This is a genomic window from Alcanivorax jadensis T9 (assembly GCF_000756655.1).
GTDB classification, from domain to species: Bacteria; Pseudomonadota; Gammaproteobacteria; order Pseudomonadales; family Alcanivoracaceae; genus Alcanivorax; species Alcanivorax jadensis.
This window is the reverse complement of record NZ_ARXU01000002.1, coordinates 74,901-98,035: the sequence shown is the minus strand read 5'-3', so window position 1 is coordinate 98,035 and position 23,135 is coordinate 74,901. Positions and strand designations below refer to the sequence as shown.

Annotated in this window: 19 protein-coding genes; 8 read left to right on the top strand and 11 right to left on the bottom strand. The window is 59.1% G+C overall.

Annotated elements, in window-relative coordinates; translation table 11 throughout:
• Positions 1-195 precede the first annotated feature (195 nt).
• Entirely contained in the window at positions 196-1,389 is a 1,194-nt protein-coding gene (locus tag T9A_RS02920; protein WP_035244959.1) for a DcaP family trimeric outer membrane transporter, read from the top strand.
• Positions 1,390-1,548: 159 nt separating this feature from the next.
• Here T9A_RS02920 and T9A_RS02915 read toward each other — a convergent pair whose 3' ends face one another.
• The 4 genes from T9A_RS02915 to T9A_RS02900 form a co-directional block, all read right to left on the bottom strand.
• Positions 1,549-1,944: an ectoine synthase gene (locus tag T9A_RS02915; protein WP_035244958.1), complete on the bottom strand. Its 396-nt coding sequence runs from the start codon at positions 1,942-1,944 to the stop codon at positions 1,549-1,551.
• Positions 1,945-2,011: 67 nt separating this feature from the next.
• Positions 2,012-3,316 (bottom strand): diaminobutyrate--2-oxoglutarate transaminase, encoded by a 1,305-nt coding sequence (gene ectB, locus T9A_RS02910; RefSeq protein ID WP_035244957.1) that lies wholly within the window; start codon positions 3,314-3,316, stop codon positions 2,012-2,014.
• Positions 3,317-3,366: 50 nt separating this feature from the next.
• Positions 3,367-3,909, bottom strand: a complete 543-nt coding sequence (ectA, locus tag T9A_RS02905) for a diaminobutyrate acetyltransferase (protein WP_052042456.1) — start codon at positions 3,907-3,909, stop codon at positions 3,367-3,369.
• Positions 3,910-3,913: 4 nt separating this feature from the next.
• Positions 3,914-4,456 (bottom strand): MarR family winged helix-turn-helix transcriptional regulator, encoded by a 543-nt coding sequence (locus T9A_RS02900; protein ID WP_035244956.1) that lies wholly within the window; start codon positions 4,454-4,456, stop codon positions 3,914-3,916.
• 719 nt (positions 4,457-5,175) lie between these two features.
• Between T9A_RS02900 and T9A_RS02895 the strand changes: the two genes are divergently transcribed.
• From T9A_RS02895 to T9A_RS02870, 6 genes are all read left to right on the top strand, one after another.
• Complete coding sequence (locus tag T9A_RS02895) at positions 5,176-6,069, top strand: tetratricopeptide repeat protein (RefSeq protein WP_035244955.1); 894 nt, start codon at positions 5,176-5,178, stop codon at positions 6,067-6,069.
• Positions 6,070-6,243: 174 nt separating this feature from the next.
• Positions 6,244-7,203: a GTP cyclohydrolase FolE2 gene (folE2, locus tag T9A_RS02890; protein WP_232221982.1), complete on the top strand. Its 960-nt coding sequence runs from the start codon at positions 6,244-6,246 to the stop codon at positions 7,201-7,203.
• A 324-nt stretch (positions 7,204-7,527) separates the two neighbouring features.
• On the top strand, positions 7,528-10,158 hold the full coding sequence (locus T9A_RS02885; RefSeq protein WP_035244953.1) for a winged helix-turn-helix domain-containing protein: 2,631 nt from the start codon (positions 7,528-7,530) through the stop codon (positions 10,156-10,158).
• 273 nt (positions 10,159-10,431) lie between these two features.
• Complete coding sequence (locus T9A_RS02880) at positions 10,432-13,179, top strand: peroxidase family protein (RefSeq protein ID WP_035244952.1); 2,748 nt, start codon at positions 10,432-10,434, stop codon at positions 13,177-13,179.
• 963 nt (positions 13,180-14,142) lie between these two features.
• Complete coding sequence (locus T9A_RS02875; protein ID WP_156964812.1) at positions 14,143-14,700, top strand: HEPN family nuclease; 558 nt, start codon at positions 14,143-14,145, stop codon at positions 14,698-14,700.
• 79 nt (positions 14,701-14,779) lie between these two features.
• A complete protein-coding gene (locus T9A_RS02870) occupies positions 14,780-15,109 on the top strand; it encodes a hypothetical protein (RefSeq protein WP_035244950.1) in 330 nt (109 codons plus the stop codon).
• 152 nt (positions 15,110-15,261) lie between these two features.
• On the opposite strand, the gene T9A_RS02865 is transcribed toward T9A_RS02870, so the two are convergent.
• The 5 genes from T9A_RS02865 to yidD form a co-directional block, all read right to left on the bottom strand.
• Positions 15,262-15,780: an outer membrane beta-barrel protein gene (locus T9A_RS02865; RefSeq protein WP_035244949.1), complete on the bottom strand. Its 519-nt coding sequence runs from the start codon at positions 15,778-15,780 to the stop codon at positions 15,262-15,264.
• 147 nt (positions 15,781-15,927) lie between these two features.
• Positions 15,928-17,298: a hypothetical protein gene (locus T9A_RS02860; RefSeq protein ID WP_035244948.1), complete on the bottom strand. Its 1,371-nt coding sequence runs from the start codon at positions 17,296-17,298 to the stop codon at positions 15,928-15,930.
• 78 nt (positions 17,299-17,376) lie between these two features.
• A complete protein-coding gene (locus tag T9A_RS02855) occupies positions 17,377-19,443 on the bottom strand; it encodes a TonB-dependent receptor domain-containing protein (RefSeq protein ID WP_035244947.1) in 2,067 nt (688 codons plus the stop codon).
• A 102-nt stretch (positions 19,444-19,545) separates the two neighbouring features.
• A complete protein-coding gene (locus T9A_RS02850) occupies positions 19,546-19,851 on the bottom strand; it encodes a hypothetical protein (protein WP_035244946.1) in 306 nt (101 codons plus the stop codon).
• Positions 19,848-20,123: a membrane protein insertion efficiency factor YidD gene (gene yidD, locus T9A_RS02845; protein WP_035244945.1), complete on the bottom strand. Its 276-nt coding sequence runs from the start codon at positions 20,121-20,123 to the stop codon at positions 19,848-19,850. The genes T9A_RS02850 and yidD overlap by 4 nt, the downstream gene beginning before the upstream one ends.
• Positions 20,124-20,427: 304 nt before the next feature.
• Here yidD and T9A_RS02840 point away from each other — a divergent pair, with 304 nt between their 5' ends.
• Entirely contained in the window at positions 20,428-21,087 is a 660-nt protein-coding gene (locus T9A_RS02840; RefSeq protein WP_232221980.1) for an SRPBCC family protein, read from the top strand.
• A gap of 208 nt (positions 21,088-21,295) precedes the next feature.
• On the opposite strand, the gene cysS is transcribed toward T9A_RS02840, so the two are convergent.
• Together cysS and hisI are read right to left on the bottom strand one after the other, a co-directional pair.
• A complete protein-coding gene (gene cysS / locus T9A_RS02835; protein ID WP_035244943.1) occupies positions 21,296-22,678 on the bottom strand; it encodes a cysteine--tRNA ligase in 1,383 nt (460 codons plus the stop codon).
• Positions 22,675-23,103: a phosphoribosyl-AMP cyclohydrolase gene (gene hisI, locus T9A_RS02830; RefSeq protein ID WP_035244942.1), complete on the bottom strand. Its 429-nt coding sequence runs from the start codon at positions 23,101-23,103 to the stop codon at positions 22,675-22,677. The genes cysS and hisI overlap by 4 nt, the downstream gene beginning before the upstream one ends.
• Positions 23,104-23,135 lie beyond the last annotated feature (32 nt).

Below are 23,135 nucleotides of genomic sequence, written 5' to 3'. Positions count from 1 at the left end.
CTTGGTCTTAGTAGCGCAACAGGCGGCAGGCTTCAGGCAACAAGGCAAAACCGGCAAGGCATCGTAGTGGGCCTGCTGCTCCGGGCTTCTGGGATGTCACGGACTTCGACCTATGGCTAATAGTTGAGCACACAGGGTCCGAGCAAGCTGTTCGTGGAGTGACTTACGTGTTGATGAAAACAAGAGGACAGGGCCATGACAGCAATAAAACCCACGTACCTGTGTGCCGCCGTTTTGTTTGCCCACGCGGGTATCGCAGGTGCCGCAACGCTGGAGGAGCGCGTTGCCGATCTGGAGAACAAGCTGCAGCACAGCGGTGGCAATAGTCAGATCACCTTCGGCGGTTTTATCAAAGCCGATACCATTTTCAGCAAATACAGTGATGGGGAAGAAGCATCGTCGGCAATCGGGGAAGACTTTATGGTGCCCTCTACCATTCCCGTCGCCGGTGAAGAGGGTTCCGGCAAGCTGCACATGATCGCCAAACAAAGCCGTTTCTGGCTAAAGAGCGTGACGCATACCCCGGTGGGGGATGTGAAAGGCCACATCGAGATCGATTTTCAGACCAACGGCCTGGGTAATGAGCGTATTACCAACAGCTATGCGCCGCGGATTCGCCATGCCTATCTGAGCTGGGACAAATGGTTGTTCGGGCAAACCTGGTCCACCTTCTTCAATGTGAGCGCGCTACCGGAAACCCTGGACTTTGTCGGGGCTGCCGGCACCGTGTTCCAGCGGCAAGCGCAGATTCGCTACACCACTGGCCCAATCATGCTGGCCCTGGAAAACCCGTCCACCACCCTCTACGGCGGTGCGGAAAATCCCTACGACGATAACGGTGTGCCTGATGTGGTGTTGCGCTACAACCTGACCGGCGACTGGGGCAATGTGAGCCTTTCCGGCATGGGGCGTGAGCTGGCCTATCAGGACAATATTGGTGGGCAGGACCGTGACGAAAGCGAATACGGTTATGGTCTGGCTCTGGCGGGCAAGATGATGTTGGGCGAGATGGACGACGTGCGCTTCCAGCTCAATTACGGCAACGCCATTGGCCGTTACCACACGCTGAATGCGTTCCGCTCCGGGCAGATTGAAGCGGACGGTGATATCGATCTGATTGATCAGTGGAGTGCGGTTCTGGCCCTGCGTCACCACTGGAATGATACTTGGCGGTCCAATTTTGCGGTATCCATGAGCGAAGCGGACAACCCGGACACTGTGGCGGGCACCAGTAATGAAAGCGTGCAGAGCGCCCATGCCAACCTGATCTGGCAGGTGGCCAAGCCGCTGTCTCTGGGGGGCGAGTTGATCTATGCCGAGCGGGAAACCGAGGCCGGTGATGACGGTAACCTGAAGCGCGTACAGCTTACGGCCAAGTACGCATTCTAAAGAAAACATTTCACCTCAGAGGTCGCGGAGCGCATAGAGAAAAGGGTTGCACTCTGGGCCCTCTATGCTCTCTGTGGTGAAAAGATGTTTGTTTCACATAAAAAACGGGGCGCTGAAAAGCGCCCCGTTTTTTTACGTGCATTCGTGTAGCTGCGTCTCTTAATCAAGATCCGCCGGGTACACGCCGTGCTCGTCGTGCACTTCCTTGCCGCTCAGGGGCGGGGTGAAAGCGCAGGCCACCACCATGTCTTCGTCGCCACCGTAGAGCCAGTGCTCGTCGTGTTCGTCGAGCAGGTAGATAGTGCCGGGGGTGAGATCATAGACCTTGCCGTCGGCGATGGTTTCGATCTTGCCGTTGCCGGAAATCACGTACACGGATTCCCAGTGGTTCTTGTAATGGATGTGGGTCTTGGTGCCCTTGAAGATGGTGGTGATGTTGAAGGAGTGACCCATCTTGTCATCTTTCAGAGACAGGCGCACAGACTGCCAGTTGCCGTTTTCGGCTTTGACACAACGCTCTGATTTTTCGGCTTCAGCCAGAGTACGAACGATCATGAATATGACTCCTGAGCAAAAAGGGAGAGAGGAAAGGCTCCCCCGGGGAGGGGGAGCGGGCAGCCTGTTAGGCAGAGATGCTGGCAACAGAGTGCGCTTCACCGCGCTTGATGCGGTCAGTCATCACTTCGGCAACGCTTTCCTTGACGATATCCAGAGCCCGGGTCAGGTCTTCTTCATCAATGGTCAGCGGGCACAGGGTCTTGATCACCTGATCATCGGCACCGGAGGTCTCGATCACCAGCTGGCGCTTGAAGCAGGCCTTGGTGATTTCGCCGGCCACTTCGCCATCGCGAGCTACCAGGCCCTGCATCATGCCGCGACCGTTCAGGTAGAACCAGTGGTCGTCATAGGTGTTGGCGATCTCGCGGAAACGGTCGGTGATGATGTCCGCCTTGCGCTGTACTTCCTTGGCGAACTTGTCGTCGCGCCAGTAGTGGTTCAGCGCAGCGGCAGCAGTCACGAACGCCAGGTTGTGGCCACGGAAAGTACCGTTATGCTCGCCGGGTTTCCACATGTCCAGTTCCGGCTTCAGCAGCACCATGGCAAACGGCAGACCGTAGCCACTCAGGGACTTGGACAGAGTGATAATGTCCGGGGTGATGCCGATATCATCGAAGCTGAAGAAGGTGCCGGTACGGCCACAGCCAGCCTGGATGTCATCCAGAATCAGCAGCATGTCGTGTTTGCGGCACACTTTTTCCAGATTGCGCAACCAGTCAAAGCTGGCTGCGTTGATGCCGCCTTCGCCCTGCACGGTTTCTACAATCACAGCAGCCGGGTGGTCCACGCCGCTGGAAGAATCGCCCAGTACCTTGTCCAGGTACTCGGTAGTGTCGAAGGCATCGCCCAGATAGCCGTCGTACGGCATCGGTGTGACACCACCCATGGTGACACCTGCAACACCACGGTGGTGGCTGTTACCAGTAGTGGCCAGGGCGCCCAGGCTCACGCCATGGAAGCCGTTGGTAAAGCTGATGATGTTCTCGCGACCCTTGATGTTACGGGCAACCTTCAGTGCCGCTTCTACCGCATTGGTACCGGTGGGGCCGGTGAACTGCATGACATAGTCCATGTCGCGGGGCTTCAGGATCACTTCATAGAAAGCGTCCATGAATTCCCGCTTGGCGGTGGTGTGCATGTCCAGGCCATGAACAATGCCGTCACGCTGAATGTACTCGAGCAGCTTCTCTTTCAGAATCGGGTTGTTGTGGCCGTAGTTCAGGGTGCCTGCGCCGGCCAGGAAGTCGATGTATTCCTTGCCGTTTTCGTCGTACAGGTAGCTGCCTTTGGCCTGGTCGAACACTACCGGGAAGCTGCGCGCGTAGCTCATTACTTCCGATTCGTGACTGTCAAAAATGTCGGTATCCATGATTCCTGTTCCTCGCGTGAATTCGGTGCTTGTTCGTTCTGGTCTGGGTTTCAGGCTTCGTCTCTATTGAACGGCCCGATACGCAGCAGGTATTCGTCATTGTGTTCGCCGGCAAAATGAATGCGCGAATCGAACAGAATAAATTCTTCCGTGGGTATGCTGCGCTGGTAGGCGAAGCTGCGGAACATTCCCCAGGACGCTTCATTGTCCGGAGTAATGGTGGTCTCGATAAACTGAACGTCGGCGCTTTCTTCGCGCTCTATCAGCTCGGCCAGCATGCGCTTGGCCAGACCCTTGCCGCGGGCTTTCTCATGCACGGCCACCTGCCAGACAAACAACGTGTTTTGCTGCTTGGGCGGAATGTAGCCGGAGATGAAGCCCACCAGGTCGCCATCCATTTCTGCGGCGACGGAGGTGTCTGCAAAGTGCGTGCATTGCAGCAAATTGCAGTAGACGGAGTTCTCGTCCAGCGGCTTGCACTCACTGATCAGCTTGTGCACCCGGCTGCCGTCCTGGCTTTCCGGTTTACGGAAAGTAATGTCATCCTGATTGTCGGTGGATGAGTCCGTTTTCTTTGCACTGTCTGCAACCATGGTTTCACTTTTGGTCCGTTTTAGAGAAAGAGTTGGCTTCGCGTTCGCGGCGGCTGCTTAAGTCCACCGCTGGTTGGGCGCGGTCAATAGCGCCCAGGTCCAGTACTGGAGACGCATCGATGTCTCCGGCATTCATCATGGCGGCCACCCGTTGCAGGGAGCTCAGTATCAAGGACTGCTCCCAATCTTCCAGGCGGTCAAAACGCTCGATGAATTCGTCCTGAAGCGGGGTAGGGGCCTTGTCGATAATTTCATCGCCGGCCCGGGTAAGGTGGGCATACACCCGGCGTTTGTCCTGCTCGCCGCGCTTGCGCTCGACCAGCTCCCGCTTTTCCAGGCGATCCAGAATCGTGGTAATGGTGGCCTGGCTGAGGGAAACCTCATTGGCCAGATCTCCCATGGTGATTTCACCGTGGGCAGAGATCGCCTGCATGATAAGCAGTTGCGGCGATGTCAGGCCGGAGACCTTGCTCAATTTCCGTGAGTACAGGTCGGTGGCGCGGATAATCTGTCGTAAAGCGATCAGCACGTCTTCGTGTCTGGCCATTGCCGTGAGTTCTCTTGATAACAAAGTAATGTGACCGTTATTAGACATAGGATGTCTGCAATCACCTTTGAGATGTAAGGATTTAAGGAGCCTCTGAGTAACTCCTTGCGTACTCAGCGTGGCCTGAAGGGTGCAGCTGTTGTGTTTTGTTGCGACGGTCAGGGTGGTTCCCTTTCCTAGCGACAAAGCGCAGCAGATGTGCCCTTCAGGCCGCGCCCTCCGGGTCTTCCAGGCTGGCCCGCACTCTTTGTTACAATGTCTCGATGGGTTGACACACACCTTCAACATTGCGCCTAGATTGCGAACCAGCCTGAAAGACTGAGCATGCAAGGAGTTATTCAGAGGCTCCTTGACCTCGCACCGTTCAGGGCAACGCCAAGTAATTCCTTGCTAAAAGTGATAAGCTATTTTAGAGATAAAACATTTAGAAGTCAAAGTAACTGCCGACGGGAACCCGCCAAAACCGCGCCACTCTACGTCTTCTCTGGCCTGCGCGGGATTTGCCTCAAGCCCTGTCATGGGCCGAAACCCCTCCCTTAGTTGAATCAATATTGCGCGCTGGGCAAAACCGTTCCCGGGGTTGAGCTGTCCTGGCCAATGTGGCCACAGTGGTGGCGCATGGCAGGGCTTAATGCGACCATACCCTGGGCCTGAAGCGACCGCTTCGTGGGCCGTTTTTGAACGTAAGTCGACAGATTGAGGATAGAGTCTTGCAGACAATGCGACTTGCGCGCCTGGCTTTGCTGGGGGTGTTGTTTATGGGCCTGGCGCCCACGGTAATGGCGGAACCCGATGAGGCTCCCCGCCAGGAAGCTGAAAGCGAAATCGAAAAGGGGCCGGTGATTTCCCAGTTTCGGGAAAACTGGATCCTTGGCGAGCTGCGTAACCTCCGTCAGGACATGATGGAGTACCGTAACCAGATGAACCTGCTGGTCACCGACCGGGAGCTGGAAGTGGCGGACAAGGCCATGGGCTACGCCACCAATACGGTGACCTACTTCTTCTATCTGATTGCCGGCGCCGCCTCCATTCTGGCCCTGGTGGGCTGGTCCACCATCCGTGACCTGAAGGACAACGTGCGGGTCTACGCGGAAAAGGAAATGGCCCGCCTCACCAGTGAGTACGAGGCTCGCCTGGCGGACCTGGAACGGGAGCTGCGCAAGAAGTCCCTGACCATCGCCGAAAACCAGGAAGAGATCGAGCGTACCAACGAGATCCACAGCCTGTGGCTGAAGGCCACCAAAGAGCCCAGTGCCCAGGCCAAGATCGAGCTCTACGACCGGATTCTGGAACTGCGCCCGGACGATCCGGAAGCCTTGGCCTGGAAGGCGGATGCGGCCCTGGAGCTGGGGGAGCAGCGCTGGGCCCTGAGCCTGTGCGACCGGGTACTGGAAGTGGATGAAGAGAACTCCCATGCCCTATACCAGCGCGCCTGCGCCTGGGCCGGGCTGGGCGAAATCGATAATGCCTTTACCGATCTGGAGGCTGCCATCCAGACCTCGGAAACCCTGCGTCGCCACGCCCGTAGCGAAGAAATGTTCCGGCCGCTGCACGAGTTGGCCCGCTTTCAGGAACTGGTTGGAGTTACTGACGATAGCGGCCTGGCTGACTGATAGCCCGCTTCTGTCAATCCCATAGACAAAGCCGCGCCCGCAAATGGTCAATTTGCGGGATACTTTCTGCTAGACTTGCCCCCCTTGTCAGTCAGGGCGATGACGGCCGGGTTACCGTTTTGTTCACCCGGAGGGTCCTATCATGGCCCCTTGCACGCCCCTATGGAGAATCCCATGACACGTGAAACGGGTGCCGGTGGCACCAAACAGATGCCGGACGTTGCGTCCAATTCCATGGTGGATCACATCCATAGCACCCTGGATTGGGTCGGCATGAGCGAAATTCATCTGCCAGCCCGGGTCAGTGACACCCTGGCCGGCGAGCGCCCGGTGAGCACGTCCATTCAGGCCTATGTGAACCTGGCCAATCCGGACGCCAAGGGCATTCATATGTCCCGGCTGTTCCTGATGCTGGAAGAGACCTTCGGCGACCATTCGGTCAGTGCCGCGTCCATCGAGCAGCTGCTGCGTAATTTCCTGCAGACCCATGAAGGCCTCAGTACGCGTGGCTTTGTGCAGCTGGACTTTGAATACTCCATGCGTCGCCCGGCCCTGAAAAGCAGCTACTCCGGCTGGAAGAGCTATCCGGTGAGCATCAAGGGCACCCTGTGTGAAGAAGGCATGCGTATCGAGATGTACGTGGAAGTGCCATATTCCTCTACCTGCCCCTGTTCTGCAGCGCTGTCCCGCCAGCTGATTCAGGAACAGTTCCGCCGCGATTTTGCCGAAGGCAAAGTGGATGCGGATGCGGTGTTCGAATGGCTTGGTACCGAAGAGGGCATCCTGGCGACCCCACACAGCCAGCGCTCCGTGGCCCAGGTGCGGGTGTTGCTGGACCACACCGAAGGGGATGCCTTCCCGATCACCGCCTTGATCGATTCCATCGAGGGTTCCCTGAAAACGCCGGTGCAGACCGCCGTGAAACGGGTGGACGAGCAGGAATTTGCCCTGCTTAACGGTCAGAACCTGATGTTCTGCGAGGATGCGGCGCGCCGTCTCAAGCAGGCCTTGAACCCGCAGGGGTGCTACAAGGACTTCTGGCTGCGTGTGAACCACCTGGAAAGCCTGCATGCCCACAACGCGGTGGCGATCGTCACCAAAGAAGTGGACGGTGGCTACCTGCCGATTCCCTGATCCTCTCAGGGAGTTCTTTAAAGCCTCCTTCCTTAACGGGAAGGGGGCTTTTTTGTGGCTGCCGGGGCATTCAGGTCCTTGTGGGAAGCGATGCTTGCATCGCGAAGGGCTGGCACCGTTAGCGTATTGATGGCTCCACCATTTCGATTTTTCCCCGTCCCCTTCGTTGCGACCCCCTTTTGTGATTTGCGGCCACGGTGCTACCCGGTTGCTCAAGTTGTGATCAAATGCCGGGCCGGTCGTATCGATATCCGCTAGTTTGCATATCGGTACTGACGTCCCATCCAGGCCGACAACAATAAAAACACGCTAGGCAGACCAGAAATGAGTACGACTGATGCGTCCCGGCCCGCTGCGGGTCGGTTCTACCGGAAGGAACTGGTGGCATTGCTGGATCATTGTGTCCGGGTTCCGCTGACCCTGTTGCTGGCCCCGGCCGGGGCGGGCAAATCCACGCTGCTCAGCCAGTGGCAGAGCGGGGGCGAGTCCCGTGCGGTTGTGTCCCTGAACCTGCGCCCGGCGGATGATGATCCGGTGCGCTTCCTGCGCCGTTTTGCCGAACGCACCCGGGCAGTGGTGCCGGCCTTTGATACCTCCTGGTTCATGCCTTTTGACGTGGCTGAGTTGCCACCATCTTCCATTGCCGATGCCCTGTTTGATGCGCTGGAGCAGGTCCGCGAGCCCCTGTTTATTGTCTTTGATGACTTTCAGCATATCCGCAGCCCGGAAACCCTCAGCGTCATCAGCACCCTGCTGAATCAGCCACCGGCAGACGTCCATCTGATTATTGCCAGTCGTACCCAGCCGTCCTTTGATGTCAGTCGCCTGCGGCTGGACGATGCGGTGGTGGAGATCGGCGCTGCCGACCTGAAGATCCGTCGCGAGGAAGTTACCGCGCTCAATGAAGGCCTGGGTGGCACGGCCCTGGACGAGGGCGAGCTGGCCCACCTGCTTACCATCACCGAAGGCTGGATGGCCGGGGTCAAGATTGCCCTGCTGGCGGCCATGCGCTCAGGGATGCAGACCCTGCAGGACTTTGATGCCAGCCAGCCGGAGTTGATGGAGTACTTCGGCCATGCGGTCTTGAAGGGCCTGCCCGATACCGCCCGTACCCTGTTCATGCAGAGCTCTCTGCTGGACAGCTTCAGCGCCGAGCTGTGCGACCAGGTGTTGCAGAGCGATCGCGCCGCCCGCCTGATCGAAGAGCTCACCTCCCGGGAGCTGTTTCTGATCCCGGTGCCCGGCAAGCCCGGCTGGTACCGTTACCATGCGCTGCTAAAGGACTTCTTGCGCGCCCGAGTGGCCATCGACATGCCCGACTGCATCGCGCCGATTCATCGCCGGGCCACCCGCTATTTCGTGCGTCAGCAGAATTTTCGTCAGGCGGTGTGGCATGCCAAGCGGGCCGGGGACGACAGCCTGTTCATTCACTGCCTGGAGCAGGCGTTCGATTACTGGCTGCGCGAAGGCTACACCGCCCATATTCTCGACTGGGCGGAAACTCTGCCCGATAGCGTGATTCTCAGTCGCGACGAGCTGTCCGCGCCCCTGATCAGCACCCTGACCCTGTCACGCCGTTTCTTTCGCGCCCGCTATTACCTGGATGCCTTGAAGGAGGCGACACGCACTGGCGAAGCTGCCTGGGGAAACCATGCCCGGGTGATCGATTTTCTGGAAATGCACCTGCAACTGTTTCAACACGACACCGACTTCATGGAAGGCGCCAATCTGTCGCTGCTGATGGAAAGTAGCGGGCACCGGGATATCCGCGCCTTCTCCCTGGCCATGGTGGCTTATTACCATTTGCAGCATGGCCGTCTGGAATCCGCACTGGCGTTTTCCTGTCAGGCCCGGGACGTGCTGCTGCGGCTGGGGCATCATTTCACCGCCGGTTACGCCGGGTTGATTACCGCCCTGGCCAATCACCAGCTTGGCCATATCGGTGAAGCGGTGGCCTTTATCAATGAACACTTTCACGGCACCTCGCGGGATTGCCCCACCTGGTCCCTGTGGGCGACGGGCATGGTGGTAGTGCTGTACGACCAGAACCGGCTGGAAGAAGCCCAGCAACTGTGCGAAGACCTGTTGCCCATGGTGTCATCCGCCTCGGCCACGGAAGTGATTTCCACTGTCTACCTGACGCTGTCGCGGTTGCAACACTTGCAGGGCAAGCAGAAACCCTCCGAGCGCATGCTGGAAAAACTGCTCGGCATCCTGCAGCTGGGAAATTACCAACGCTTCGTCAATATGGCGGTGCTGGAAATGATGCGCCAGGCGTTTACGACCGGCCACTGGGCCCGACTGGATGCGGTGGCGGAACGGTTTGATCTGGCCGGCTGGGTCGCTGAAAACGCCGCGCGCACCCCGCCCACCTACAGCCAGAGTTGGGAGCGCAAAGGGCTGGCCGCGGCCTACTGGCTGATCGCCAATGGCCGTCTTGCCGAAGCGGAAGCCGTGTTGCAGCGGTTGCTGGCGGTGGTGAAGGCGGCGGGCATCATGACCCGGGCCTCCATCATCGAGGCCAACCTGCTGGTGATCACCGGCAAGGGGCTTTCTGCCAGCGAGCAAGCCAAGCGGGTGGATGAACTGATTACCCGTTACGGCTTGCTCAACATCAACCGCTCCGTGTTTGACGAAGCGCCGGGGCTGGCCAGCCTGATGCAGCGGCTATGGGGCAGTGGAGCCCTGATGCTGCCGGATTTCTATACCGAGCTGTTCCCTTCTGTCTTCGATGCGGCGCCCGCCAACGATCCCCTGGCGGTAGATCCGGACTCGGTACTGACGCCGAAAGAGCTGGAGATCTTCGAGCTGCTGCAGAGCGGCCTGAGCAATGCCCATATCAGCGAAAAGACCGGCACCTCCGTCACCACCACCAAGTGGCACCTGAAAAACATCTACAGCAAACTCGGCGTCTCCAGCCGCACCGAAGCCGTCCTGCGCGCCGCACCACGATAGCCTTTCTAAACCCCACCTGTAGGAGCGGCGTTTGAGCCGCGAACCGTACTCGGGAAAACATTTCCTCGCTACGCTCGGTTCGCGGCTCATACCCGCAGGGCACAGAGAGCGCCGCTCCTACAGAGGCTCCTTAATCCTATCGTTGCAAACCATGACCCGGTTCGCGATTTCCGCTCACCCCCTCCCGCAGGAGGGGGTGGAGGGGTCGACCCCGTTGCTAGAGTCCGGGCGTTGTCATCCGACATACCCGAGAACAAAAGACGGAGGCTTATCATGGCTATGACCCCCTGGGTTACCTGGCCGGCCCTCACCAAATTCGGCACCCTGGGCGTTATGGGTGCGTTGCTGGTACTGGCCGGGCAGCGGGAAGACCTGCTCGAAAACAACATGTTCGACATGGAAAGTTGGGACGAAAAGAACGCCAGCATTGTCTGCGACGAACGCAGTCTCACCGCCCGTACCGAAGACGGCACCTGTAATATTCTCGACAATCCGGCGGAAGGCTCCGCCCACGCCAACTTCGGCCGTAACGTAGACCCGGCGTCGGTGTATGCGGAAAACGCCAGTGGCAACCTGCTGACCCCCAACCCCCGGGAAGTCAGTAACCTGATCATGTCCCGTGGCGGTGATTTCAAGCCTGCCACCACCCTGAATTTTATCGCCACCTCCTGGATTCAGTTCATGGTGCACGACTGGTTCGACCATGGTCCGCGCACCGAGGCCAACCCGATTGAATTCCCGCTGCCGCCGGGCGATGTGCTGGGCGATGGCACCATGTCCGTGCAGCGTACCCGCCCGGACCCGGATGTCAGTGGCGATGAATCCATCGTCACCTACGAGAACATCAACACCCACTGGTGGGATGGCTCCCAGCTCTACGGTAGCGACAAGGACACCAACGACGAAGTACGCTCGTTCGTGGACGGCAAGCTGAAAGTGGACGGCAATGGCCGCCTGCCCACGGAATTTCTCAGCGGCAAACCCATCACCGGCTTCAATGAAAACTGGTGGGTGGGGCTGAGCATGATGCATCATCTGTTCACCCTGGAGCACAACGCTATCGCCGATATGCTCAAGGCCAACAATCCGGGCAAGTCTGATCAGTGGCTGTTCGACAAGGCGCGCCTGATCAACTCCGCGCTGATGGCCAAGATCCACACCGTGGAATGGACCCCGGCGATTCTGGCCAACCCGGTATTGGAGCGGGCCATGTACGCCAACTGGTGGGGCCTGGGCGGCGATCGCGACACCCGTGATAAATTCCAGGAAGACCTGGACGTGCTCAACAACAACCTGGGTCAACTGGGCAGCCTGTTTGATCTGGTCGGCATCGACACCGGTCTGGGCGACAGCCCCACCAGTTCCATCGAACACGCCCTGGCCGGCCTGGTCGGCTCGCGTACCCCGAACAACTACGGCGTGCCTTACACCCTGACCGAAGAATTTGTCTCCGTGTACCGCATGCACCCGCTGCTGCGCGACGAGATCAAGGTGTACGACATCGGTTCCAACATCGTCGATCAGGAAATTCCTATTGAGGACACCCGTAACGGCGACGCGGAAGACCTGCTCGGCGACGTGGGCCAGGATCGCCTGTGGTATTCCTTCGGCATCACCCACCCGGGCTCGCTGACCCTGAACAACTACCCGGACTTCCTGCGTAACCTGTCCATGCCGCTGATCGGCGACATCGACATGGCTGCTATCGACGTACTGCGTGATCGCGAACGCGGTGTGCCGCGCTACAACGAATTCCGTCGCCAGATCGGCCTCAAGCCAATCACCAGTTTCGAGGATCTCACCAGCGATCCCCAGCTGCTGGCGGACCTGAAGTCGCTCTACAACAACGACATCGAAATGATCGATACCCTGGTGGGGCAGCTGGCGGAAGAAACCCGTCCGGAAGGCTTCGGCTTCGGCGAGACTTCATTCCAGATCTTCATCCTCAATGCGTCCCGTCGTCTGATGACCGACCGCTTCTTCACCACCGACTACACCGACGAGGTCTACACCGCCGGCGGCATCGACTGGGTGGAAGATCACACCATGGTGGACGTGATCCGTCGTCACTTCCCGGCGCTGGCCACCAGCCTGGTGGGCATGAACAACGCCTTCAAACCCTGGGGCCTGAACATGCCTGATGACTATCAGGACTGGTCCGCCCAGGCCAAGCAGGATCACCTGTGGGTCAACGGCGCCCTGCGCACCAGCTACGAAGAAAGTGACGTGCCTGCCATTGAGCCCATCGACATCGGCGGCCTGATCAACTCGGTACTGTGGAAGAAAGTCCAGGATGTCACCGACGTGGCGCCCCCGGGATACAGCAAGCCGATTCATCCGCGCGGTGCCCTGGCCAAGGTGCAGTTCCAGTCTGTCGCCGGCCATGATTACAGCGGCCTGTTCCAGGGCGCCGACCACGGCCTGCTGCGCCTGTCCGTCACCGGCGACCCGTCCGACCGTGGCTTCGCCCCCGGCCTGGCCCTGAAATTGCTGGTGGACGGCAAACGCTCCGAAAACGTGTCTGCGCTCTATACCCTCAGCGGGCAGGGCGACAACCACAACATTTTCGCCAACGAACTGTCCAACTATGTGCAAGCGGAAGTGAACGAAACACTGGGCACCACCGCGCTGTTCTCGCTGGTCTCCACCAAGCCGACGTTGTTGGTGATGAGCGACATGGCCAAAGTGAACCAGGACGGTAGCGCCGCAGGCAGCGTCAAAACGCCGACGCAGGTCTACTTCGTGCCCAACCCGGATCTGAGAAACACCATCAGCACCGCCCCTCACGATTTCCGTGACGACCTCACGGCCATCCCGGCGGGCACCAAGGTGTACGACGTCTACGGCACCGATAGGCAGATCCGTAAATCCATCTGGCCCTGGGTCACCGAACGCTACGCCCGCGAGCGTCGCAACAGCGCCGTCAAAATCGGCGAACTGGTCACCCAGTCCGAGTTCACCCTGTCTCAATTCGGTGATACCGGCATCTTCTTCAAGCACCAGCGTTACGAAGACCGTTAAGGGAGAGCGGCGCTAACACCGCCACCACCGGCCCGGGCAGCCACAAGCTACCCGGGCTTTTTTATGCCCGTCGCATCACCACACCCCGTGGGAGCGGTCGTTCGACCGCGAAAACCACTTCGCTGTGCCCATCCAGCATTCCCGCAAACACTCGACCCCTGAATATCCCCTCAGGAATGTAGCGCAGCGGAGTAACGCACGTAGTTCCGTGCGGCCCGAAGGGTGAGCGTAGCGAATAACTATGCTTGCATGGCGAACCCTCAATCCACAGACCCAAACCCTCCCGTGCTCAACAGATAGGCCATCCCGGCTTGTAGGATATGGCTTACAGAAAAAGCTAAACGGTTGATATAAGGTATTTTTCAGAAAGAGGCTATACCGGGAGAATCCAGGGAATAGGCCGCTCGTTCGAGTTTTGTTAAATGGGAATGGTTGCCATTTTTTCGGTAAGGTACTGAAGATAGTGGATTCTTCGGCACTATATGTTGTACCCCGGTTGGAATTATGTCGAAAAAAGATATGTCGAATCGTTCGACTGAATACGCTGTTATAAGCCTTTAGCGGCTTCGGGTGAATAATTAGCAAAACACGAAATCCAGGTCCTGTAATTACCGCTCAAACCGGCTGGGAAGAAGCTTTCCTCATCGGGACTGAGCAAGAGCTGCTCGAATTTGCGGAGAGCATAATTCAAGCTGTGAGTTCTGCAAAAAAGGAAGAGTTCTTTGGCGAAGAAGCCCATGTTTCAAAGTTCTATGCCGTCACGGGCCAATACAGCGAAGTCCTATTTGATTGGTTAGTGGTCACAAAGGACAGCAAACAAACAATTGAACTCACGAATAAGGTGCAAGGCTTATAACAAGGCGCATCAATTCGCGGCCTGCGGCCGCCGGACGCCCTTTACATTACGGCTGCGCCTCCATTACAAGGGCGCCGTTGTGCGCAGCGTTAGCTGGAGAGATGAGATTGGATAAATCTGCAGTACAAGAACATAATTTGATTTTGCAAAGCTACTACACAGTTATTCTTCTTAATGAGCTTGGTTCTGTTTACACTAAAGGGTCGAAGTCTTTTGATAGTTTAAATTTTCCCAGCCCAGTAAAAAGAGCTTTTCAAGAGATTGGGATATTAAATCAAGGAAGTGCCCTAATGGCGCTTTACGCACTATTAGTCGTTCCTAGAGAAATAATTTCCGATGAATATAGTGACGAGTATGAAGCTATAAATACATTTCTTCGCAAAGAGGGGGATCTGCATCAAACAACATACAAAAACGAGGATGCAAATGATCTATCCTCGATTGATTTTATCCGGCACGTACGAAACGCTATCGCCCATGCCAAGATATCTTTTATAGACGATGTATCCATTATTTTCTCAGATAAAAGAGAGGCAAGGCGTAAAGGCAACGTAATCAACGTTGAGGAAATCAGCTTCAGTTTACCGTTAAGTAAACTTGCAGATTTCCTCAATTTATTAAGGGATGTACATCTTAAATACATTCAAAAACATAATTTATTATGAGCACGCCAGCTAACAAGGAAAGGTTGCAACGCCACTTCGTGGCTGGACTGCTTCGCAGCCGCAACTTTCGGCGTTAAAAATGAGAAAGACTGACAAGAAAACAGAAAACTCCCTGAGGCAGGCGCTGACCGAAGCTTGCGAGGCAGCATTGGAAAAATACGAAGGATTCCAGTGGCTCACGCACTTTGTGAACTACAGCGATTTCCCCGCGTCACTGTCGATTGTCTGTGTGTATGACACAAATGCCCATCTCGCCAAGACGGATAAGGAAGGCATGCGTGCGCTTATCAAAGAAAAACTGGCGTCTATTGAAATCAAAATGAAAGATTGTCGCCAGCAGATTCGCTTTGATACGGAAGAGAGCTGCGAGAATGAAAATGATGGGAAATGGAATGAGCGATTCAGATAGTTTCAGCCTGAAAAGTCAGAGCTGGGCCCTGCCTCGTTTTAGTCTGTTGACCTCTTGCTAGCTCACTAGCGCAGGGTGATGTACAGGCCCAAACCAAAAACGCCCACCTTCCGGTGGGCGTTTCTCGTTCAGCCTTCAGCTATAAACAGGGCTTAGAACCGCCCGTTGATCCCGAAGCCAAGGTTCGATACTTCATCGCCGCTGCGATCTACCGCGCGCAGGTATTCCACGCTGAGGAAGATCTGGTTGGTGATGGTGATGTCGGCGCCCAGGCCCAGGGACAGATCCTTGTAGTTTTCGCCGTCGGAGCCGCCGCCGGGGAAGTTGGCGGTGGTTTCGATGTAAGAGACACCGATCAGGCCGTAGGGGCGTACCGGCAGGGTGTTGGGGAACTGGCCACGGAAGTAGGCGCCGTACATGCGGTCAATTTCCAGGTCCACGTTGTTGCTCAGTTCGTCATCGCCGACACCCAGGCCCAGGCGCAGTTCGCCGCCGAGGGTTTCATCCTTGTTGATCCAGGTGCCGAATTTGAATTGCAGGGCGTTCGGCTTGGCGGAGGAGCTGGTGTTGTCCGGCTCGATCTTGCTGCTGACAATTTCCAGACCGGCGTAGCCACTTGCCTGGGCGAACATGGGCAGAGCCAGGGTGGCGGCTAGCAGTACTTTTTTCATGGTGTCTCCCGCTTGAGTCATGTGTATGACGAAGTAATGAAACGGATTGTAGTGAAAAGAAGGCGGTACGGCGACCGGGGGATCAGGAAGGGGTGTGGGAAGTCTGCCCCTCGTCGGATTCGAGAGAGGGGCAGGCAGGTCTAGCGGTTAGTGGTCGTGATCGTGCTCTTCGTCATGATCGTGGTCGTCTTCCTCGTGTTCATGGTCGCCCTCTTCGCTGCTCAGGCCTACCCAGGTGAGTTGGCCCGGGGTGAAGGTGAGGTTGAGCGGGGTGGCGAGGGCGCCGGTTTCCACGTCGACGACAATGATGGACTGGCTGTCGGCGTGGGACAGGAACACCTGGGCGGGTTCGCCGCCGACGGTCATGGAGACGCGGCTGCCGTGGCCGCTGGCCGGCGGGGCGGCGGTTTCCGGGTTGATGGCGTTTTCCACGTGGGCGTGTTCGCTCCAGTCGGCGGTGTCGACGATGCGCAGGTCGCCGCTGTCATCCAGCAGGATCAGATGCTCGCCGTGGCTGTCCAGGGCATGGTTGTCCAGGCTGACGGCGGCGCCTTCGGTCCAGTCCAGTTCTTCCGCGTCGCCATGGTCCGGGTGGATGATGAGGATGCGGTCGTCTGCGTAGGCCACGAACTGGGGCAGTTCGTGTTGGCTGTCGAAGCTGCCGACCCGCTCGCCGGCGGCCAGGCCCAGGGTGGCGTTATCCACGTGCTGGGCGGTGAAGGTTTCACCATCCTGGTGGACGATGAGGATGCCGTCACTGCAGCCGAATACGGAGTATTCCTCGTTGGAGCCAGCACCGTGCAGGTCCGGGCAATCCAGGCTGATGGTGCCTTCGCCGTGGTAGTGGTCGCCGTGCTGGTGGAGGATGTCCACTTTTTCCGGCAGGCCGCTGGCGGCGGTGCGATGGGTGGCCAGCACGATTTCCCCACGGGGTTCGGCCACACCGTGGTGGACGCTGGCGAAGGTATGGTCGGCCTCCATGCTGGCGCTTTCCAGGGAGTGGTCAGTGAGTACTTGCACCTGCGCCATCAGTGCGCTGCCGGCGTCGCCGTCGTAGAACAGGGCGGCTTGCTCACCGTGAACCCGGTAGTGGGTCGGGCGCGGGCCGGTGAGGGTGCCGACCAGGCCGGGGGCCACTTCATCCACGTGGTCGTCGTGGCGGTAGAGGCCGCCGTCGATGATCTGCACCTGGTTGGCGTTGCGCTGCATGGCCAACACGAAGCGTTTGCCTGGGCTGGTGTAGAGGGCGCTGGGGGCGTGGTTCAGAGCCAGGCTGCCGGGTAGCTGGGCCTGTTCTTCCAGGTCGTAGGCGTACAGCTGATCGCCGGCCCCGTCGCGGGACAGGATGGCCAGACGGCCCGGATGATCGCCATGTTCTTCGTGGTCATGGGCGTCGTCTTCGCCGCCGCCCAGCGGGGTGCTGCCGGTTTCGTTTTCACAGCCGGCCAGTAGCAGGGCGGCCAGCATCCAGATAAGCAGGGCCGGGCCCCGCTTGGCTGCGTGTTTGAAGCGTTGCATGGTGTTCTCCAATTCGGTTCGCGACCCCGGCGGAGTAAAGGCGCCGGGGTGAGTCGTTTTCACTGAACGATCAAGGCGTTAAAACTCGATACGGGTACCCACGGTCAGATTGCGACCCGGTTCCGGCACGGTGCTGGCCAGGAAGGAGGAGTGGTTGAATACTTCCTCGCCGAGCAGGTTGTTGCCGCGCACGTAGAAGGTGTAGCGCTGGTCGCCGCGTAGTCGGTAGCTGACGGTGACGTTGGCCATGTCATAGGCTGCGGTACGGTCCTCGAAACCGGCGATCTGGTCCTGGGCGAAGCTGCGGTAATACTCCAGCTCGGCATCGAAATGCCCCACGTAGGTGTTGAGCCGGGTACCCAGTCGCTTGGCGGGGATGCGTGGCAGGTAGCCGCCGTCATCGAAGGTGGCGCGCACCATGTCGCCGAACACGGTAATGCCGATGGGGTCGATGCCGTAGTAGCTCACCGAGGCTTCGGCACCGGTGAAGGTGGCGTCGCGCTGGCTGTACTTGATCAGGCGAAAGTCTTCGATCTGGTCCAGGGTGCGGGCATAGAGATAGTTGTTGATGCGGTTCTCGAACACGCCCAGGTCAAACAGCCAGTCGCCCTGCGTCTTGCGCAGGTTCAGGTTGGCGTTGAGGCTGATTTCGTCGTCCAGATCCCGCTGGCCGCCACCGCAGGCGCTGAACAGGCCGCACTCGTAGGTGTTGGTGGCTAGGTGGACGCCTTCGGCATACAGCTCCTGGGCGCTGGGAGCGCGCTCGGAGTGGCCCACGGACAGCACCAGTTCATAGCCCGGCACAAAGGCCCAGTTGGCGGCGGCGGACAGGGAGGTGCTGTCCTGCTTCAGATCCGGTAGCGCTTCACCGGGACGATCTTCGGGGCGCAGTCGCTGGTGCTCCTGGCGGGCCCCCAGCTCGAAACGCCATTGATCGTTGAGCCGGTACTCTTCCACGGCGAACAACGCCATGGAGCGGCTTTCGGTTTTTGGCACGAAGGCTTCACCCCCCATGGAGCTGAAGTCAAAGTCGGTGTACTGCATGCCGACCACACCCCGCCAGTTGCCGATGGGAGCGTGCTCCACTTCCAGCCGGGCATCGCCGCCGCGGTTGCGAAAGGTGGTGCCGATTTCGCCTTCCTCGATTTCATGGTGGCGGTATTCGGTGTGGTTGCCACGAAAGCGGATGGCGGTGATGCCGTCCATGGGGTTGCGGTATTCACCGCGGGCGTCCACCCGACGGCTGGCCAGGTCCACGAAGGGAGTCACTTCTTCGCCGTGCTCGTGGTCGTGCTCTTCGTCCGGGCAGTCCAGTCTACCGCGGCTGACACCGCATTCTTCGAATTCATGGTTGTGCCCAGGGAGGCCGTAGTTATCGCGGCGGTAGCTGTAGGCCATGCCGAAGAAGCCCTGATCACCGATCCAGGAGGCACCGATGCTGCTGTTGTCGCTTTCGGCGAAGGTGCCGGGCACGGTTAGGCGGTCGAAACCGTCCACTTCGTAGTCATCGGCGTCGCGGCGGCTGCCCTCCACGCGGAACACCAGATGGTCTGTGGCAGAGAAGGTGATGCCGGCGGCGGTGGCGTTTGCATCGGCCACGGTGTTGGCGCGTGCGCCGACGAAGCCTTCCACCTCCTCACGGGGGCGTTCGGTGGGGATGCGGCTGTCCAGTACATTGACCACGCCGCCACTGGCGCCGCTGCCATAAAGCAGGGTAGACGGGCCGCGCAGGACCTCGATCTGGCGGGCCAGCATGGGGTCCACAGTGACGGTGTGGTCCGGGGAAATGCTGGAGGCATCCAGCACTGCGGAGCCGTCGTTGAGTACACCCACGCGCGGGCCGCTCTGGCCACGAATGACCGGCCGGCTGGCGCCGCCACCGAAGGTATCGCTGTGCACGCCGGGCTGGTTGTTCAGGGTCTCGCCCAGGGTGGCAGCGTTTTTCTGGGTGAGGGTTTGCTGGTCCATCACCGAGTAGGGGGTGCTGGGGCTGCCGCTGCCCAGGGGCAGGGCGGACACGTTCACCGCTTCCAGTTCATTGCTATTGGATGTTGCAGTGCCCTCGGCCTGAACGACCATGGGAGCTAGCGATGCAGCCAGCGCCACGGCGACGCACCCGGCCAGGGTATGGCGTCGAGAATTCATACTAACCTCTGTCTTCACGTTTATGACAACGGGGGTGACAGTGCATGGCACGGGGACCGTTAGGGTTCGCCGGGCGGCAGCTGTCGGGTGTTGTAGGCGGTGTCAGACGGAGGCGGGTGGGCCGCGCGGGGGGTAGGAAAGTCGTTCAGGGGCGCGCCGCACCGGTGTCGCCACGGCGAGTGGCGCTGGCTCGGCATGCTGCGAGACTACGTGAACGTAGTGGCTGGGCAGGGCCAGCATGCCCTGGCCGTGGGTACAGACCTGGCAATCGGCAGCGGCCAGCAGTTCCTTGTGAGGATCATGGGGCTGGGCGTCGATGTGCGCGGGCGCATGCCAGGCAAGCAGCAACTGGGCGCAGAACAGCGCCAGAATCAATGACAGCGACAGGCCGTTGCGGGCGCGCATCATTGTGCGTTCTCCCCCGGGGCGGTGTGGTCGCTGCAGCGGTGCTGTTCCTGACCGGGCTCGGTGCCCGGCACATAGTCGAACCCGCCGGCATGCCAAGGGTGACACTTGCACAAACGCTTCGCCGCCAGCGCGCTGCCGCGCAGGCTGCCATGGACTTCCACCGCCTGTCGGGCGTATTCCGAGCAGGTGGGATAGAAGCGGCACTGGTTGCCGATCCAGGGGCTCAGCAGCTTCTGGTACAACCAGAGCATGCCGAGCAGAAACGATTTCACGGTATCAAGACCTGTGTGGTGTCAACTCAACGGGGCATGATACGGCCAATCCGGTGGCGGATGCCAGCCTGATCAAAATCGATTTTTACCACAGAGGGCACAGAGTTCACCGAGGCAAGGCTCGCCTTTGCCTGTAGGAGCTTGCTTGCAAGCGAACCGATTCGGCAGCCGCTGTGGTTCGCTTGCAAGCAAGCTCCTACAAAAAAGAAGAGGTCTGGCCGGTTGTGCCAATCTGCGGGAGGGGCCTTGTCTGGCGGCAAGCGCGGTGCATACTGCGCCACGGACATGATTGAGGAGTGTTGTTGTGAAAGCTGTTGTTGTGGCGTTGTTAATGCTGGCGGCCCCTGCCTGGGCTGCGGATTGGGAACTGAACCACGAGGGCGCGCAGCGGGGTGAGGTTACGACCTATGTGCGCGAGGTGTCTGACAGCTCGGTGAAGGCCTTCAAGGGCGTTGTGGAGTTGCAGACCAGTGCTACCTCGGTACTGGCGGTGATTACGGCGGTGGATACCTTTGAGGAATGGATCTTCCAGAGCCAGGGGGCGGACCGGCTCAGCATCAAGGAAAAAGAGCGTATCCACATGCGTTTCAATGGTATCTGGCCGGTGGCGGACCGGGACGTGGTGCTGGTCAATACGCTGACCCAGAAAGCCGATGGCGAGATTCACCTGCACAGTGAGAACGCCGAAGGCTTCAAGGACAAGCAGCAGGGTTTCGTGCGTATTCCCGCTCTGGATAACCAGTTCGTGATCACCCCCCTGGCGGACGGCTGGGTGCGGGTGAAGTTCGAGACCTTCGTGGACCCGGGCGGCAATGTGCCGGTGTGGCTGGCCAACCTGGTGTCCACCAGGGCGCCACTGGTGACCCTGGAGGGGTTGAAGGAGCAGTTGGAGAAGCCGCGGTTTGCGCAAGCGACGCGGGGGGATTTGCCGGAACTGCCGGGGATGGAGGGATTGAAGCTTTGAGCTTCTAGCCTCTAGCTGCTAGAGGCGATGCAGGATTATGGGTTGTTGAACGCAAGAGGCCGCGCCCAGGGTTTGGGTGCGGCCTCTTGCGTTTCAGGTCATGACAACTTTCTATCGCGTTGCAGCTTGAAGCTTGCCGCTATGGCCTTTTGGTTATTGGCCGTTATCGCTAGCAGGTTCGCCATGCGAGCATGGCTCCTACAGGGGGTTAGCGACTCCAGCGGGTGCCTTCGCGGGTGTCTTCCAGCTGGATGCCGGCGTCGGTGAGTTGCTGGCGGATCTCGTCGGCGCGGGCGAAGTTCTTGTCTTTCTTGGCCTGGGTGCGCTCGGCGACCAGGGTGTCGATCTCTTCGTTGCTGAGGCCGTCTTCGCTCACGTTCTTGTTCTGGAACCAGTCGGTGGGCTCGACCGTCAGCAGGCCGAGCAGGTCGGCGGCGGCCAGCAGTTCGGCTTTCAGGGCTGGTTTGTCGGCCAGCTCGGCCTTGTTCAGTTCACCGGCGATGGCGTGCAGGGCGCTGACCGCTTCGGAGGTGTTCAGGTCATCCTTGAGGGCGTCCAGCACCGGGTGGTTGTCCGGCAGCTGGTAGCCGGGTTCCGGTTCCACCGTTTCACCGCGACCGAGCAGGGCGTAGTAGAGGGTATCCAGGCCTTTTTCGGCGTTATCCAGTACGTCGGCGGAGAAGTTCAGTGGCGAGCGGTAGTGGCTGGAAAGCAGGGCAAAGCGCAGGATTTCGCCGTGGTACTGGGTAAGCAGATCGCGGACCAGACGGAAGTTGCCCAGGGACTTGGACATCTTCTCGCCGTCGATATTGATGTAGCCGTTGTGCATCCAGTAGCGCACGTAATCGGTGCCGTGGGCGCAGCAGCCCTGAGCAATCTCGTTCTCGTGGTGCGGGAAAATCAGGTCCTGGCCGCCGCCGTGGATGTCGATCACGTCACCCAGGTGTTTGTGAATCATGGCGGAGCACTCGATGTGCCAGCCTGGGCGGCCACGGCCCCAGGGAGACTCCCAGCCCGGTTGCTCGTCGGTGGACGGCTTCCAGAGGATGAAATCGCCGGGGTGGCGCTTGTAGTCGGCCACTTCCACCCGGGCACCGGCGAGCATGTCTTCCAGTTTGCGACCGGAAAGCTTGCCGTAGTCGGGCATGGATTCCACCGCGAACAGCACCTGGCCGTCGGCCTCGTAGGCGTGGCCCTTTTCCACCAGGGTCTCGATCATGGCGATCATCTCGTTGATATGGTCGGTGGCCTTGGGAATGATGTTCGGGGTTTTCGCGTTCAGAGACGCCATGTCCTCGGCGAAGGCGGCGGTGAAGCGCTCAGTGAGCACGCCGATGTCTTCGCTGTTTTCCGCCGCAGCCTTGATGATCTTGTCATCAATATCGGTGATGTTGCGGGCGTAGACCACTTCCGGGTAGAGCCGTTGCAGCAGCCGGTACAGCACATCAAAGACCACCACCGGGCGGGCGTTGCCGATATGGACGAAGTTATAGACCGTGGGGCCGCACACGTAGAGGGTGATGCGGTTGGGATCCAGCGGAATGAAGTCGTCCTTCTGCCCGGTGAGGGTGTTGTGCAGCTTGAGAGTCATTTTTTATAAAGCTCTTTCGGATCGATGATCGGCGTCTTGTCGATGGTCACGTTGTTGGCGTCGGCTTTCCAGTAGAAGCAGTCGCGGCGGCCGGTGTGGCAGGCGGGGCCGGTCTGGTCCACTTTTACCAGCACGGTGTCGGCGTCGCAGTCGATGCGCAGTTCTTTCAGCATCTGCACCTGGCCGGAGGACTCGCCTTTGCGCCAGAGTTTTTTCCGGGAGCGGGAAAAGTAGCAGACCCGGCCGGTGGCAAGGGTTTCCTCAAGGGCTTCCCGGTTCATCCACGCCATCATCAGCACTTCGCCGGTGTCATGCTGCTGGGCGATGGCGGCGATCAGGCCGTCGTCGGTGAGCTTCAGGTTGTCCAGGGCCTCTTGTAGTGGCACCTGAAAGCCTTCGGGCTGTTGTTCGTTGTCTTTGAACATGAACGCCTCCGGGGGCTGAATGCTGCCGTTGG